18 protein-coding genes and 1 tRNA gene are annotated in these 13,122 nt (G+C 70.9%); 11 read left to right on the top strand and 8 right to left on the bottom strand.

Annotated features, from left to right (window positions below):
* Positions 1-48: 48 nt before the first annotated feature.
* Genes AB0F89_RS09810 through AB0F89_RS09795 form a run of 4 tightly spaced genes read left to right on the top strand, consistent with a single transcriptional unit; the run spans position 49 to position 3,486 of the window.
* Complete coding sequence (locus AB0F89_RS09810; protein ID WP_367134735.1) at positions 49-621, top strand: DUF2742 domain-containing protein; 573 nt, start codon at positions 49-51, stop codon at positions 619-621.
* Positions 618-1,898 (top strand): DUF3631 domain-containing protein, encoded by a 1,281-nt coding sequence (locus AB0F89_RS09805; RefSeq protein WP_367134733.1) that lies wholly within the window; start codon positions 618-620, stop codon positions 1,896-1,898. Before AB0F89_RS09810 ends, AB0F89_RS09805 begins: the two co-directional genes overlap by 4 nt.
* 2 nt (positions 1,899-1,900) lie before the next feature.
* The gene (locus AB0F89_RS09800; protein WP_367134731.1) at positions 1,901-2,086 is read left to right on the top strand and encodes a helix-turn-helix transcriptional regulator; all 186 of its coding nucleotides are present in this window, start codon (positions 1,901-1,903) and stop codon (positions 2,084-2,086) included.
* Positions 2,083-3,486 (top strand): tyrosine-type recombinase/integrase, encoded by a 1,404-nt coding sequence (locus tag AB0F89_RS09795; protein WP_367134729.1) that lies wholly within the window; start codon positions 2,083-2,085, stop codon positions 3,484-3,486. Before AB0F89_RS09800 ends, AB0F89_RS09795 begins: the two co-directional genes overlap by 4 nt.
* A 125-nt stretch (positions 3,487-3,611) precedes the next feature.
* On the opposite strand, the gene AB0F89_RS09790 is transcribed toward AB0F89_RS09795, so the two are convergent.
* Positions 3,612-3,692: transfer RNA gene (locus AB0F89_RS09790), tRNA-Tyr, on the bottom strand.
* Positions 3,693-3,815: 123 nt separating this feature from the next.
* Between AB0F89_RS09790 and AB0F89_RS09785 the strand changes: the two genes are divergently transcribed.
* Positions 3,816-4,307: a YajQ family cyclic di-GMP-binding protein gene (locus tag AB0F89_RS09785; RefSeq protein WP_367134727.1), complete on the top strand. Its 492-nt coding sequence runs from the start codon at positions 3,816-3,818 to the stop codon at positions 4,305-4,307.
* A complete protein-coding gene (gene rfbA / locus AB0F89_RS09780; RefSeq protein ID WP_367134725.1) occupies positions 4,304-5,176 on the top strand; it encodes a glucose-1-phosphate thymidylyltransferase RfbA in 873 nt (290 codons plus the stop codon). The genes AB0F89_RS09785 and rfbA overlap by 4 nt, the downstream gene beginning before the upstream one ends.
* Here the strand turns inward: rfbA and htpX are convergent.
* The 4 genes from htpX to AB0F89_RS09760 are packed head-to-tail and all read right to left on the bottom strand — an operon-like array spanning position 5,173 to position 7,517.
* A complete protein-coding gene (gene htpX / locus AB0F89_RS09775; protein WP_367134723.1) occupies positions 5,173-6,036 on the bottom strand; it encodes a zinc metalloprotease HtpX in 864 nt (287 codons plus the stop codon). The genes rfbA and htpX overlap by 4 nt on opposite strands.
* A 20-nt stretch (positions 6,037-6,056) precedes the next feature.
* Complete coding sequence (locus AB0F89_RS09770) at positions 6,057-6,533, bottom strand: 4Fe-4S binding protein (protein ID WP_367134721.1); 477 nt, start codon at positions 6,531-6,533, stop codon at positions 6,057-6,059.
* Positions 6,526-7,101, bottom strand: coding sequence for an NADH-quinone oxidoreductase subunit C (locus AB0F89_RS09765; RefSeq protein ID WP_367134719.1), 576 nt, complete (start codon positions 7,099-7,101; stop codon positions 6,526-6,528). The genes AB0F89_RS09770 and AB0F89_RS09765 overlap by 8 nt, the downstream gene beginning before the upstream one ends.
* Positions 7,098-7,517 carry an NADH-quinone oxidoreductase subunit B gene (locus AB0F89_RS09760; RefSeq protein WP_367134717.1) on the bottom strand — a complete coding sequence of 140 codons (420 nt, stop codon included), beginning with the start codon at positions 7,515-7,517 and terminating at the stop codon, positions 7,098-7,100. Before AB0F89_RS09760 ends, AB0F89_RS09765 begins: the two co-directional genes overlap by 4 nt.
* Positions 7,518-7,758: 241 nt before the next feature.
* Here AB0F89_RS09760 and AB0F89_RS09755 point away from each other — a divergent pair, with 241 nt between their 5' ends.
* Positions 7,759-8,796, top strand: coding sequence for a LysR family transcriptional regulator (locus tag AB0F89_RS09755; RefSeq protein ID WP_367134715.1), 1,038 nt, complete (start codon positions 7,759-7,761; stop codon positions 8,794-8,796).
* A 14-nt stretch (positions 8,797-8,810) separates the two neighbouring features.
* On the opposite strand, the gene AB0F89_RS09750 is transcribed toward AB0F89_RS09755, so the two are convergent.
* Together AB0F89_RS09750 and AB0F89_RS09745 are read right to left on the bottom strand one after the other, a co-directional pair.
* On the bottom strand, positions 8,811-8,969 hold the full coding sequence (locus tag AB0F89_RS09750; RefSeq protein ID WP_367134713.1) for a hypothetical protein: 159 nt from the start codon (positions 8,967-8,969) through the stop codon (positions 8,811-8,813).
* Between the two features lie 80 nt (positions 8,970-9,049).
* Positions 9,050-9,337 (bottom strand): helix-turn-helix domain-containing protein, encoded by a 288-nt coding sequence (locus AB0F89_RS09745; RefSeq protein WP_367134711.1) that lies wholly within the window; start codon positions 9,335-9,337, stop codon positions 9,050-9,052.
* 21 nt (positions 9,338-9,358) lie between these two features.
* On the opposite strand from AB0F89_RS09745, the gene AB0F89_RS09740 reads away from it, so the two are divergent.
* The gene (locus tag AB0F89_RS09740; RefSeq protein WP_367134709.1) at positions 9,359-9,823 is read left to right on the top strand and encodes a maleylpyruvate isomerase N-terminal domain-containing protein; all 465 of its coding nucleotides are present in this window, start codon (positions 9,359-9,361) and stop codon (positions 9,821-9,823) included.
* 102 nt (positions 9,824-9,925) lie between these two features.
* Positions 9,926-10,741 carry an SAM-dependent methyltransferase gene (locus tag AB0F89_RS09735; RefSeq protein WP_367134707.1) on the top strand — a complete coding sequence of 272 codons (816 nt, stop codon included), beginning with the start codon at positions 9,926-9,928 and terminating at the stop codon, positions 10,739-10,741.
* Positions 10,742-10,815: 74 nt separating this feature from the next.
* Here AB0F89_RS09735 and ddaH read toward each other — a convergent pair whose 3' ends face one another.
* On the bottom strand, positions 10,816-11,622 hold the full coding sequence (ddaH, locus tag AB0F89_RS09730; RefSeq protein WP_367138804.1) for a dimethylargininase: 807 nt from the start codon (positions 11,620-11,622) through the stop codon (positions 10,816-10,818).
* 147 nt (positions 11,623-11,769) lie between these two features.
* Between ddaH and AB0F89_RS09725 the strand changes: the two genes are divergently transcribed.
* Positions 11,770-12,210: an Lrp/AsnC family transcriptional regulator gene (locus AB0F89_RS09725; protein WP_202918908.1), complete on the top strand. Its 441-nt coding sequence runs from the start codon at positions 11,770-11,772 to the stop codon at positions 12,208-12,210.
* Positions 12,211-12,220: 10 nt separating this feature from the next.
* Positions 12,221-12,982: an enoyl-CoA hydratase gene (locus AB0F89_RS09720; protein ID WP_367134705.1), complete on the top strand. Its 762-nt coding sequence runs from the start codon at positions 12,221-12,223 to the stop codon at positions 12,980-12,982.
* Positions 12,983-13,122 lie beyond the last annotated feature (140 nt).

Raw genomic sequence — 13,122 nt, 5'->3', positions numbered from 1 at the left:
CACGTCCCGGACGCCCACCACTCGAACACCGCCCCGAGGAGCCTGGTCATGAGCACCCGCGCCCGACGCCCGTTCTGCGACCCGGACGCCGTGCGCCCGTGGAACCGCGCGCCGGAGTTCGACGTCGATGCCGTGCGCCGGTGGGCCGACCCGCTGCTGCGCCGCGCCTACGCCGCCGCACCGCGCCGCCCGCTCACCGGCCCGCACAGCCTCATCCCGCGCGCCGGTAGCCCGGAGTGGGTCGCGCTGGCCGACTCCGACCCGCGCAAGCCCGCCGCCGTGGTGCTGGCCGCGCTGGCGCGGCTGGAGGAGTCCACGGCGCACGCCATCGCTCGGCAGGTGGCCGCGGACTGGGCCGACGCCCAGGTGGGTTACCGCGAGCGGGTCCGGGACACCGTCACCGCACCGGACCGGCTCGCGCACATCGTCGGACACCTGCCGTTCTGCCTGTCCGCCAAGCGGAAGCTCGTCAGCGACCTCCCGTGTGGACACCCCGGCTGCGGCATCACCGTGCGGTTCGTCCACCCGCTGGCCGACGAGCTGGCCGCGCGCCTGCCGGACATGTCATGGGTGCGCTGCGCCCGTCACGACGGCACCACGGCGTTGGCGGTGGCCGCGTGACCGACGAAGCGCACACCACCGCCCCAGGGCCGCCGCTCGTCACCTGGGAGACCGTCGAGCACCAGGCCCGGAAGGGGCACGGCATGAGCACCGCCACCGGCACGACGGTGACGCACCACGGCGAGGCCGACCGGCCGGGGCTGCGGCTGCTGCCCACCGACTCGACTGAGGGCGCCGGTCGGCAGCTCGACGGCGCGCGGGTGCTGGACGACGTCCGGGAGTTCCTGGCCCGCTTCTCGGCGTTCCCGCACGAGCACTGCGCCCCGATGCTGGCGCTCTGGTACGCCCACACGTGGGCGGTGGAGCACTTCTACGTCACGCCGCGGCTCGTGCTGTCCTCCGCCGAACCCGGATCGGGCAAGACCCGCGTTTTGGAGGTCGGTCAGTACCTGGTCAAGTCGCCGGAGATGACGTTCTCGGCGAGTCCGGCCGCGCTGTTCCGCATGGTCAGCTACGCGCCGATCACGATCCTGTTCGACGAGGTCGACGCCATCTTCGCCAAGAACGGCAGCGGCAACGAGGACCTCCGCGCGCTGCTCAACGCCGGGTACAAGCGGTCCGCCACCGTCGCCCGGTGCAAGGGCGACGCGAACAACATGGTGGTGGAGCGGTTCGCCGTCTACGCCCCGGCCGCGCTCGCCGGGATCGCCGGCGGGATGCCCGCCACCATCACCACCCGCGCCATCACGGTCAATCTCCGTCGCCGACGCCGTGACGAACAGGTGGAGGCATTCCGCGAACGCCTGGTGGCCATCGAGTCGGCACCGATCCGGGAAGCGCTCGCCGAGTGGATGGCGGGTGTCGGTGAGGAGGTCGGCGCGGCCACGCCGGTGATGCCCGAGGGCGTCACCGACCGACCGGCCGAAATCTGGGAACCACTACTGGCGATTGCCGACGCGGCCGGCGGGCACTGGCCGGACACCGCGCGGGCCGCGTGCCGCTACTTCGTGGAGGAAGCCACCAAGGTCCCCGTGTCGGACGGCATCCGGTTGCTGGCCGACCTGCGGACGCTGTTCTCCGAACGGCGCACCGACCGGATGAGCACTGCCGAAATCCTGCTGGCGCTCCACGCGCTGGACGAATCGCCGTGGTCCGACTTCCACGGTAAGCCGCTCAACGCGCACGGGTTGGCCGCCGAGCTGCGGACCTACGGCGTGCGGGTCAAGACGTTCAAGCACAACGGCGCTTCTGCCAAGGGCTACACGGTCACCGGGGAGAACGGGCTCGCCGACGCGTGGTCGCGCTACCTGCCCGCCGTGCACGAGGGGGCGAACTAGACATGGCACGACGAGAGCTGCTGACGGTCGCCGAGTTCTGCGCCGAGTTCAAGGTGGCGCGCTCGACCTTCTACGACTGGTTGGCCAAGGGCACCGCCCCGAAGGTCCGGAAGCTGCCGAACGGGCAATTGCGGATCGACCGGCGCGACGTCGACACGTGGTTCGACGCCCAGGAGGTGGCCGCGTGACCGACACGAGCTTCGACGTCCGCTTCTACAAGACCGACGTCTATCGGGGCACCAAGACCACGACCTACTGGGTTCGCTGGTCAGTGGCCGGTAATCGCTTCAAAGAGCCGTTCAAGACCGCCGCTCTCGCGGAGAGCTTCCGATCCAAGCTCAACACCGCGGCTCGCGAGGGAGAGGCGTTCGACCGGGAGAGCGGTCTTCCGCTGTCGCTGACGCGCAAGACGAACACCACGTCGTCGTGGTTCGCGTTCGCGTGCTCGTTCGTGGACATGAAGTGGCGCGACTCGTCGCCGGGGCAGCGCCGGACGATTGCCGACGCGTTGACGCCCATCACCGCGGCGCTGCTCACGGGCACGCGGGGCAGGCCGGACGGCGCTGTTCTCCGCAGGGCTATGCGGGTGGCGTTCAACACCAGCCGCCGCGACGCCCGGCAGCCGGCGGAGGTAGCCGCGGCGCTGGCGTGGCTGTCGCAGAACACCCGGCCGGTGGCCGAGCTGGCGAAACCGGACGTGCTCCGGGCGCTGCTGGCCGACGTCGAACGCAAGTTGGACGGCACGCGCGCCGCGCCGGACACGATCCGGCTGCGCCGGATCACGCTCGGGAACGCGCTGAACTACGCAGTGGAGAGGGAGCTGCTGTCCGCGAACCCGATGAAGGAGGTGACGACGAAGAAGCGCAAGAACGTCGCCCACCAGGTCGACCGGCGGTCGGTGGCCAACCCCGTCCAGGCCCGGACGCTGCTCAACGCCGTGGGCGGCATCGGACGGACCGGCGGCAAGCTCGTGGCGTTCTTCGGGCTGATGTACTTCGCGGCCCTGCGCCCCGAGGAAGCCTCCGTGGTGCGTCGCAGTGACCTGGTCATGCCCCCGCGCGTGTGGGACGACCAGGCGGGCCGCTGGCGGGTCACTCAGTGGGGTGACATCCACCTGGCCAAGGCGGCCCCCGAGATCGGCGCTGAGTGGACCGACAGCGGCCGGCGGAGCGAGGAACGGGGGCTGAAGCACCGGGAGGACGGTGAGGGCCGCACGGTGCCGCTCTCGCCCGAACTGGCGGTGCTGCTCTACGAACACTTCGACCGGTTCGGCACCGCGCCGGGCGGGCTGCTGTTCGTCGCCGAGCGCGGCGGCCGGATCGGCAGCTCCACCTACGGGCGGGTGTGGGCGCTGGCGCGTGAAGCGGTCTTCACGCCCGACGTGGTGGCCTCTCCGCTCGCCAAGCGGCCCTATGACCTCCGTCACGCCTGCGTCTCGACGTGGCTCAACCTGGGTGTCGAGGCCCCACGGGTCGCCGAGTGGGCCGGACACAGCCTCAACGTCCTCATGCGGGTCTACGCGAAGTGCCTCGACGGCGGAGAGGAGCGCGCCCGGCAGCTCGTCCAAGCGGGGCTGGGAGCGGCCTAGCTCAACTTCGGCACGTATTCGGCACAGCCACCCGTAGAACGCCGGTTGCGGCCGGACACAGCCGGACAAGACGAGAAGACCCCCGTGACCTGTTCTCACAGGTCACGGGGGTCTTCTGGCTCGCGTGGCGGGTAGAGGATTCGAACCTCTGTAGCTTTCGCGACGGATTTACAGTCCGCTCCCATTGGCCGCTCGGGCAACCCGCCCCGCTCCCGGTGGTGCCGGGTGCGGTGGAGACAATACATAAGCCCGTGGGGGCCTGCGCAACCGGGTAACCCCGGTAGGCTTCCGGGCGGTTCCAGACCCACCTAAGCGGAGGTAGCGAGCACGTGGCAGACCCGTCGTTCGACGTGGTGAGCAAGGTCGACCGCCAAGAGGTCGACAACGCGCTCAACCAGGCCGCCAAGGAGCTGAGCACGCGGTTCGACTTCCGCGGCACGGGGACGCAGGTGTCCTGGGCGGGCGAGGAGGCGATCACCTTCCAGTCCGAGACCGAGGAGCGCTGCCGGGCGGCGATCGACGTCTTCCAGGAGAAGCTGGTCAAGCGCGGCATCTCGATGAAGGCCTTCGAGATCGGCGACCCGGCCCTGTCCGGCAAGGTGTTCAAGGTGACCGGCAACGTGGTCCAGGGCATCTCCGGCGAGAAGGCCAAGGAGATCGCGAAGAAGGTCCGCGACGAGGGCCCCAAGGGCGTCCAGGCGCAGATCCAGGGCGACCAGCTGCGCGTGTCCGGCAAGAAGAAGGACCACCTGCAGGACGTGATCTCGCTGCTCAAGAGCAGCGACTTCGGCATCGCCCTCCAGTTCACCAACTACCGGTGAAGGGCATCATCCTGGCGGGTGGCAGCGGCACGCGGCTGCACCCCATCACCCAGGCGGTGTCGAAGCAGCTGCTGCCGGTCTACGACAAGCCGATGGTGTACTACCCGCTCTCGGTGCTGATGCTGGCGGGCGTGCGCGAGGTGCTGCTCATCTCGACGCCGGTCGACCTGCCGCTGTTCCGCAGGCTGCTCGGCGACGGCTCGCAGTTCGGCCTGGAGATCTCCTACGCCGAGCAGGCCGAGCCGAACGGGCTGGCCGAGGCGTTCGTCATCGGCGCGGACTTCATCGGCGACGACGCCGTGTCGCTGGTGCTCGGCGACAACATCTTCTACGGCCAGGGCTTCTCCCGGCTGCTCCAGCGCAACGCCACCGGGCTGGACGGCTGCGTGCTGTTCGGCTACCCGGTGAAGGACCCGGAGCGGTACGGCGTCGGCGAGGTCGACGCGAGCGGCAAGCTGATCAGCATCGAGGAGAAGCCCGCCCGGCCGAAGTCGAACAAGGCCATCACCGGCCTGTACTTCTACGACAACGCCGTGGTGGACATCGCCAGGTCGCTCAAGCCGTCGCCGCGCGGCGAGCTGGAGATCACCGACGTCAACCTGACCTACCTGCGGGAGGGCCGGGCGGACCTGGTCGACCTCGGGCGCGGGTTCGCGTGGCTGGACACCGGCACGCACGACTCGATGCTGGAGGCGGGCCAGTTCGTGCAGGTGCTGGAGCACCGGCAGGGCGTGCGCATCGCGTGCCTGGAGGAGATCGCGCTGCGGATGGGCTTCATCACCGCCGAGCAGTGCTACTCGCTGGGCGAGAAGCTGGCGAAGTCCGGCTACGGCCAGTACGTGATGAGCGTCGCGATGGAAGCCCGCTAGGACCGGCGGGCCAGCTCCTCCAGCCGGCGCACCCGGTCCGCGATCGGCGGGTGGGTGGAGAACAGCCTGGCCAGGTTCTCCCCCGCCCGGAACGGGCTGGCGATCATCAGGTGCGACTGCGCGACCACGGCGGGCTCGGGCGCCAGCGGCGCGAGCCGGGTGCCGTCGTCGATCTTGCGCAGCGCCGAGGCCAGCGCCAGCGGGTCGCCGGTCAGCTCCGCGCCGGACTCGTCGGCCTGGTACTCCCGGGACCGGCTGACGGCCATCCGCACGATGCCCGCCGCGATCGGGCCGAGCACGGCGACGAGCAGGACCTCGAACGGGTTGGGCCGGTCCTCGCCGCCGTCGCCGCCGAACACGCCGGCGAAGACGGCCAGGTTCGCCAGCGTGCTCACCGCGCCGGCCAGCGCGCCCGCCACGCACGAGATGAGGATGTCGCGGTTGTGGACGTGCGACAGCTCGTGCCCCAGCACCGCGCGCAGCTCGCGCTCGTCCAGCAGGTCGAGGATGCCGGTCGTGCAGCAGACGGCGGCGTTGCGCGGGTTGCGGCCGGTCGCGAACGCGTTCGGCGCGACCGTGGGGCTGAGGTAGAGCCGCGGCATGGGTTGGCGGGCGGTCATGGCCAGCTCGCGGACGATCCGGTACAGCGCGGGCTGCTCCACCTCGGACACCGGTCGGGCGCGCATGGCGCGCAGCGCGAGCCGGTCGGAGTTGAAGTAGGCGTAGGCGTTCACGCCCAGCGCCAGCGCCAGGCCGACGAGCAGGGCGGTGCGGCCGAACAGCGAGCTGGTCGCCACGATCAACCCGCTCAGGCCGGCGAGCAGCAACGCGGTCTTCAACGCGTTGTAGTGCTTGTGCACGTCGCCTCGCCTCCGGCCGTCTAGGTCCCCTCCCTCAACGCGCCCGGTCGGCGCGCAGTTCCGGTACCAGGGCGTCCCGGGCGTGTGGCGGTGGTCTCCGGCGCCGGTTCGGCGGCCGCGTCGAGCGGCGGCGGTGGCGGCACGTGCGCGACCCAGGTGGCCAGCACGTCGCGCTCCTGGACGAGTTCGGCGACCGCGCCGTCGCCGTCCGGGCCGCCCGTGCCGGGGTAGGAGAAGTCCGGCGCCCAGTGCAGGGCGTCGAACGGGCACGCCTCGACGCAGATGCCGCAGTACAGGCACTGGCCGTAGTCGATGGCGAACCGGTCGAGCACGTTGCGCGCCCGCGGCCGGGCCGAGCCGGGCTGCTGCTCGACCTCGGTGTGCGAGTCGATGTGGATGCACCAGTCGGGGCACTCGCGGGCGCAGATCATGCACACCGTGCAGTTGGCCTCCAGCAGCGCGATGACGCCGCGGGTGCGCGGGGGCAGGTCAGCCACGGGTGTCCTCCTCGTACCTGGGACCCCACGACGGGTCGGGGACGCCGGGCGGCGCGGCGCGCCTCCGGCTCGGCGCGGACGTGCCGTCCTCGCCGGGTTCGAGCCGCCCCGGCCACGGGCGCACCACGCGGGAGGCGAGCACGAAGTCCTTGCGCAGCGGGTGGCCGCTGAAGCTGTCCGGGAGCAGCAGGCGGGCGGGCTCGCCGTCGGCGAGGGCGATGCCGAACATCTCCGCCGCCTCCCGCTCGTGCCACCCGGCGCCCGCCCAGAGCCCGGCCACGCTCGGCAGCGCGTCGTCCGGGCCGAGTTCGGTGCGCAGCAGCACGCCGTCCCCGGTGCCCGGGTCGATCACGTGCAGCAGCACGGCGTGCCGCTGACCGACCGCGCCCGGCCGACCGGCGTCCTCGACGCCGAGCCAGTCGAACTGCGCGCAGCCGAGCTCGTCGCGGACGTGGCGGGCGGCCTCCAGCCACGCGTGCGCGGGCACGTGCGCGGTCGTCTGGCCGAAGGCGGTCTTGACCTGCGCGCCGGGGACGCGGGCGGCGAGGTGTTCGGACGCGGCGCTCACGAGACCAGCCGGTGCAGCGCGGCGAGGCCGTCCAGCAGCGCCTCGGGGCGTGGCGGGCAGCCCGGCACGGCGACGTGCACCGGCAGCACCTGGTCGATGCCCTTGGTGACGCTGTAGGAGTCCCAGTACGGGCCGCCGGTGTTGCTGCACGCGCCGACGGACAGCACGTAACGCGGTTCCGGCATCTCCTGGTAGGTCGCGATCACGGCGGGCAGCATGGCATCGGTGACCGTGCCGGAGACGACGAGCACGTGCGCCTCGCCCGCCGAGCGCACCGGGTCGACCCCCAGTGCTTCGAGGTGTTCCGGGCGGTGACCCCCGAGCGCGGCCATCACCTCGACGCCGCAGCAGGCCAGACCGAGGTCGAGCACGGTGATCCGGTAGGTCGTGCCCCAGTCCAAGGTGGAAACCGTCACGCGGGTGAGGTTAATACGTGGGGGCCCGCCGGGCTGCTGCCCGGCGGGCCCCCAACCCCCCAATACCCCCCGTGATTGCTCCCACGCGAACAAGCACCTGGTTGCGGGGAAAGTCTCTTACGGATCGCGTATACCTGTCCAGAGAAATCATCAAGATCTTCGGATAATTTCACCACGAACTGCGGTCAAGTTCAGTACAACTAATCGGTAGGACATCGCACACCGACCCGAGAGGCCCTGCATGTCGACCTCGGCCCAACTGCTGCTGCCCGCCGGCAACCAGCTCAGCAGGCTCCTGCACACCTCACCACTGCTGCTGGACACCACGTTGGACCAGCTCAGGACGTTGATCGCGGTGTACGAGACGCGGTCGGCGCTGCGCGCGGCGCGGGTGCTGGGACGCGAGCAGTCCAGCGTGCAGAAGCAGATCGACACGCTGAACCGCAACTTCAAGTCGTTGTGCGGCGAGCCGCTGGTCGTCAAGCAGGGACGCGGCCGGGACGTGCTCATCACGCCGACCGGCGAGGCGTTGGTCGAATTGGCGCGCACCACGCTGACCGAGTGGCTGGATTCGATTCACGATTGCCGGCGCAAGCTCGGCACCACGCTCACCGTCGGCACGACGCGGTTCATGCTCGACGCGCTGGCCAAGGCGTGGCACCACGTCGCGGACGACTTCCGCCGGCGGGACGTGGAGCTGAAGGTCGTGCACATCCGCACGAAGGACATCTGGACGAGCCTGGAGTCCAAGGAGGTCGACATCGTGTGCGGGAGCGTCGTGACGCCCGCCGGTCGCGACACCGGGTTCGACGAGTTCGACGTGATCGAGTGGCGGCGGGGCGGGTTGGCGCTGCTCACGAACCTGCCGGAGAGCAGGCTGGGCGCCAGCGTCGGCACCGGGGAGTTGCCGAAGCTGCCGCTGGTCGTGCCCGGCGACGGGCTGATCGCCGAATTCCTGCGCGGCTGGTTCGGACCGGACTACCAGAACGAATTGGACATAACGGCAGAAATCGACGAAATCCAGTACGGCATGTCGCTGCTGCGGTCGGGGTTGGTCGAGGGCTGCATGATCGTCACGTCGGGGCTGGGCGTGGTGGCCGCGAACAACGAGCTGCGCGAGGGGTCGGGCCTGCGGGTGGTCGAGCTGACCAACGACCGGAAGCCGCAGCTGGAGCGCTTGGTCGGGGTCTTCGCCCGCAAGGAGGAGCGGGCGAAGTTCCCGGCCGACCACCCGTTGAACCTGCTGTGGGCGGCGTTCCAGCGCGAGGTGTCGGACTAGCGCGAGGTGTCGGACTAGCGCGCCGGGTCCGCCGGGCGGCGCCGTTGGGCCTGGCGCACCAGCCACTCCAGGCCGGTGAGCGGCTTCGGGTCCTCGGTGTTCTGCCGTTCCACGGGCTCCTCCTGCTCCTGCTGGGGGTGGGGCGACGGACGCTGGGCGTCCAGGTCGTTCATGGCGCGCTCCCTACCTCGGTCGACAGCGGGTGCCGTCGATCGGAGCACCGACGGGGGTCGCGACGCTAGGGCGATCAGCCCTACGGGTGACGTGCGGCGGACGCGTAGCGCTCGGCGTAGCGGGTGGAGGTCTCGCCGAACGCGGCGGTGCAGTCGCGGACGAAGTGGGGCTGGTCGGCGTAGCCGAGGTCGGCCGCCGGCGCCGCCCGGTCGATCCGGCCGCCCGCCTCCATCCGCTCGGCCACCTCGCGCAGGCGGTAGCGGCGGATCACCCGCTTCGGGCCGACGCCGACGTGCTCGGCGAACAGCCGCTGCGACCGGCGGACGCTGCCGCCGACGTCGCGGGCCAGGGCGTCGACCCTGGTCATCCCGTTCCTGCGGTGGCCGCCATGTTCCGTGAACACCTGATCGACCGGGCCGTGGCGACCGCGCTGGAGTTCGTGCGCGACATCGAGCCGGACCAGCTGGGCGCGCCGACGCCGTGCGCCGGGTTCGACGTCCGCAATCTCGTCGACCACCTGCTGTTCCGGGGCCCGTCCACGACCGCCGCCGCGCGCGAGGAGCGGGTGCCGCCGCCGGCCGCCGCCGGGGACGACGTCGACCTGACCCCGGGCGACTGGGCCGCCGACCTGACCGCCCGGCTGCTCGACCACGCCGCCGCGTGGGGCGAGGCGTCGGCGTGGGAGGCCGAGCTGCTGGAGTTCGTCCGCGCCGACCTCGTGCGCACCGCGCCCGTCGGGAGGGGGATGGGCCTGTTCGGCCCAGAGGCGCCGGCGCCGCCGGACGCACCGCTGATCGACCAGGTCGTCGCACTGACCGGGCGTACGCCGCAATCTCATTCCGATTGCCAATAACGCCATTATGCGACCGTTTGCCTTTGCCGTGACGTGCGGCAGCATGGCAGTTCGTCGGGGAGGCGCCAGCGACCAGCACCCATCCCACCTTAGGACGGCACCGTGTCAGATACCGAGACCGCCCAGCTGGATCCCGGGACACCCAACATCTCCCGCATCTACGACTACTACCTGGGCGGCGCCTACAACCTGCCCGCGGACCGCGAGCGCGCGGACCGGATCAAGTCGGTGCTGCCCAGCATGGAGATGCTGGCCCGGTTCAACCGCGGCTTCCTGCGCCGCGCGGTGGCGTTCATGGTCGGGCAGGGCATCGACCAGTTCATCGACCTGGGTTCCGGCCTGCCCACCGCCGGCAACACGCACGAGGTCGCACAGGCCCTCAACCCCGCGGCGAAGGTCGTGTACGTCGACTACGAGCCGGTCGCCGCCGCACTCGGCACGCGGATCCTGCGGAACAACCCCAACGCGGTGATGGTCGGCGCCGACGCCCGTCGGGTGGAGGAGCTGTTCGCCCACCCCGACGTGCGGTCCATGCTCGACCTGGACCGGCCGCTGGGCGTCCTGATGACCGGGGTGATGGTGTTCGTGGGCGACCACGAAGATCCCCTGGGGATGATGAAGGCGTACCGCGACACGTGCGCGTCCGGTAGCTACATCGCGTTGACGCACCTGACCGACGAGCGGGCGGACCCGGAGGCGAAGGTCCAGATCCACGCCATGGTCGAGGCGTACAAGGGCGTGATCGAACAGCTGTACGTCCGCGACCAGGCGTCCATCGAGGCCCTGTTCGAGGGCATGACCCTGGTCGAACCGGGAGTCACCCTGATGCCCGACTGGCACCCGCGCGCGGACACCGACATCCCCACCCTGAGCCCGGCCCACTCGCTCGGCTACGGCGCCGTGGCCCGGGTGGACTGACCGGGTGGACTGACCTGGTGGAACTCGCGCTGGTCAGCGGTCTCAGGCTGACCAGCGCGAAGTCGACGCGGAAATCAGTCCCGGATCTCCATCGTGCAGCACTTCGGGCCGCCGCCGGACTTGCGCAGTTCCGAGATGTCCACGAAGACGGGCTCGAAGCCGCGCTGGGACACCTGCTCGGCCAGCGCCGTGGCCTCCACCGGCAGGACCACGTGCCGCCCGTCGGAGACGGCGTTCAGGCCCAGGCAGGCGGCGTCCTCGGCGGTCGCGATGACGGCGTCGGGGAACAGCCTGCGCAGGACCTCGCGGCTGCCCGGTGAGAACGCCTCCGGGTAGTACGCGATCAGGTCGTCGGCCAGGACGAACAGGGCCACGTCGAGGTGGTAGTAGCGGGGGTCGGTCAGCTGCAGCGAGATGACCGGGACGCCCAGCACCTCCTGCGCCTCCGAGTGGGCCAGGGGGTCCGTGCGGAAGCCCGTGCCGGCGAGCAGGTACTTCCCGGTCCACGTGAAGTCGCCCTCGGCCTCGTTCGTGCGCTCGGGCATCACGACGTCGCGGTAGCCGTTGGCGAGGAACCAGCGGCGGAAGTGGTCGGCTTCGGCGGCGCGCTGGGGGGCGCGGAAGCGGGAGCCCAGGACCCGGCCGTCGATCACGGTGCCGGAGTTGGCCGAGAAGACCATGTCCGGCAGGCCCGGCGCGGGCTCGATCAGGTCGACCCGGTGGCCGAGGCGCTCGTAGGTCTCCTTCAGGGCCGTCCACTGCTCCATGGCCAGCGGCGTGCTGATCGGTTGCGTGGGGTCCATCCACGGGTTGATCGCGTACTCCACCGTGAAGTGCGCGGGCGGGCACATGAGGTACCGACGGGTGGTCGGCACGCGCATCTGCTCGGCAGGCGTGGGAACGGCCAGCAAGATCGGCTCGTCGCCGGGGCCCGCAAAGGAAACCGAGGTCATGGATCGAAATCTAGATGGCCACTTGACCATCGAACAACGCCGCGATATTGCGTCTTCTAGGGCAGAATGTTGCGTGTGGACTCGATCGACCAGCGAATCATTTCGCGCCTGATGGCCAACGCCCGCTCCAGCTACGCCGACATCGGCAAGGAGGTGGGCCTGTCCGCTCCCGCGGTGAAGCGGCGGGTGGACAAACTGCTGGACACGGGCGTGCTGCGCGGCTTCACGGCCGTGGTGGACCCGGAGCAGCTCGGCTGGGGCACGGAGGCGTTCGTGGAGGTGCACTGCCGCGGCAACGTGGCGCCGCACGACATCCAGCAGCGCCTGGAGACGATGGCCGAGGTCCGGGCCGCCTACACCGTCTCCGGGGCGGCGGACGCGATAGTGCACCTGCGCGCGGCCAACATCCACCACCTGGAGACTGCGCTGGAACGGCTGCGCGCCGTCGAGATCATCGACCGCACCGTGTCCACCGTCGTCCTGTCCCGCCTCTTGGACCGTCCACCGGCCCCCTAGAGTCGCGCGCATGGCCGAAGTGCTCCTGGACCGCTCCGACCGCGTGGCGGTCATCACCGTGCACGACCCCGAACGCCGCAACGCGCTCACGTTCGACCTCTCCGACCAGCTCGTGGCGGCCGTGCGGACCTGCGAGGACGACCCGGGCGTGCACGCCGTCGTGGTCACCGGCGCGCCACCGGCGTTCTGCGCGGGCGCGGACCTGACGGCCCTCGGCGAGGCCAGGGCGGAGGGCCTGCGACGCATCTACGCCGGGTTCCTCGCGGTGGCGGGCTGCACCCTGCCCACGATCGCGGCGGTCGGCGGCGCGGCGGTCGGCGCGGGGCTCAACCTGGCCCTGGCCTGCGACGTGCGGCTGGTCGGCGGCAGGGCGCGGTTCGACGCGCGGTTCCTGCAGCTCGGCATCCACCCCGGCGGTGGCATGACGTGGATGCTGCAACGCCTCGTCGGACCCCAGACTGCGACCGCGATGACGCTGTTCGGGCAGGTCCTGGACGCCGACGCGGCGGTGGCCGCCGGGCTGGCCCTGACCCGCGTCGACGGCGGGCACGACGACCTGGTCGCCGCCGCGGTCGACCTCGCCCGGCCGACCACCGAAGCGTCGCGCGACCTGGTCCGAACCATCAAGGCGTCCATGCGCGCGACCGCCGCGCTGACCGACCACGCCGAGGCCGTGGACGTCGAGCTGGCGCCGCAGGTGGCCTCGATCGGGACGCCGGAGTTCCAAGCCCGGCTGGCCGCGATGAAGGCCAGGATCAGCGGCCGGGCGTGACCTGGACACCGGCCTCGTACTACCTGTAACTTCAAGTAACAGTTACCCGCCAGTACTACTCGATTACTGCCCAGTTCTCCGCGCGAACACCAGGTGGGACGAAGTGTCCCGCAGAGTGGTACACGAGAAACCGGCCCGTG

The sequence above is a fragment of the Saccharothrix sp. HUAS TT1 genome (genome assembly GCF_040744945.1).
Classification (GTDB): Bacteria; Actinomycetota; Actinomycetes; order Mycobacteriales; family Pseudonocardiaceae; genus Actinosynnema.
The sequence above is the reverse complement of the archived record's forward strand: the minus strand, read 5'-3'. Positions and strand labels throughout refer to the sequence as shown.

Bases quoted from the DNA above. Each gene is read 5' to 3' on its own strand.
- AB0F89_RS09750 (WP_367134713.1), bottom strand. From the start codon at position 8,969: ATGAACGACCTGGACGCCCAGCGTCCGTCGCCCCACCCCCAGCAGGAG.
- AB0F89_RS09745 (WP_367134711.1), bottom strand. From the start codon at position 9,337: ATGACCAGGGTCGACGCCCTGGCCCGCGACGTCGGCGGCAGCGTCCGC.
- AB0F89_RS09720 (WP_367134705.1), top strand. From the start codon at position 12,221: ATGGCCGAAGTGCTCCTGGACCGCTCCGACCGCGTGGCGGTCATCACC.
- AB0F89_RS09740 (WP_367134709.1), top strand. From the start codon at position 9,359: ATGTTCCGTGAACACCTGATCGACCGGGCCGTGGCGACCGCGCTGGAG.
- AB0F89_RS09800 (WP_367134731.1), top strand. From the start codon at position 1,901: ATGGCACGACGAGAGCTGCTGACGGTCGCCGAGTTCTGCGCCGAGTTC.
- ddaH (WP_367138804.1), bottom strand. From the start codon at position 11,622: ATGCGCGTGCCGACCACCCGTCGGTACCTCATGTGCCCGCCCGCGCAC.
- AB0F89_RS09810 (WP_367134735.1), top strand. From the start codon at position 49: ATGAGCACCCGCGCCCGACGCCCGTTCTGCGACCCGGACGCCGTGCGC.
- AB0F89_RS09755 (WP_367134715.1), top strand. From the start codon at position 7,759: ATGTCGACCTCGGCCCAACTGCTGCTGCCCGCCGGCAACCAGCTCAGC.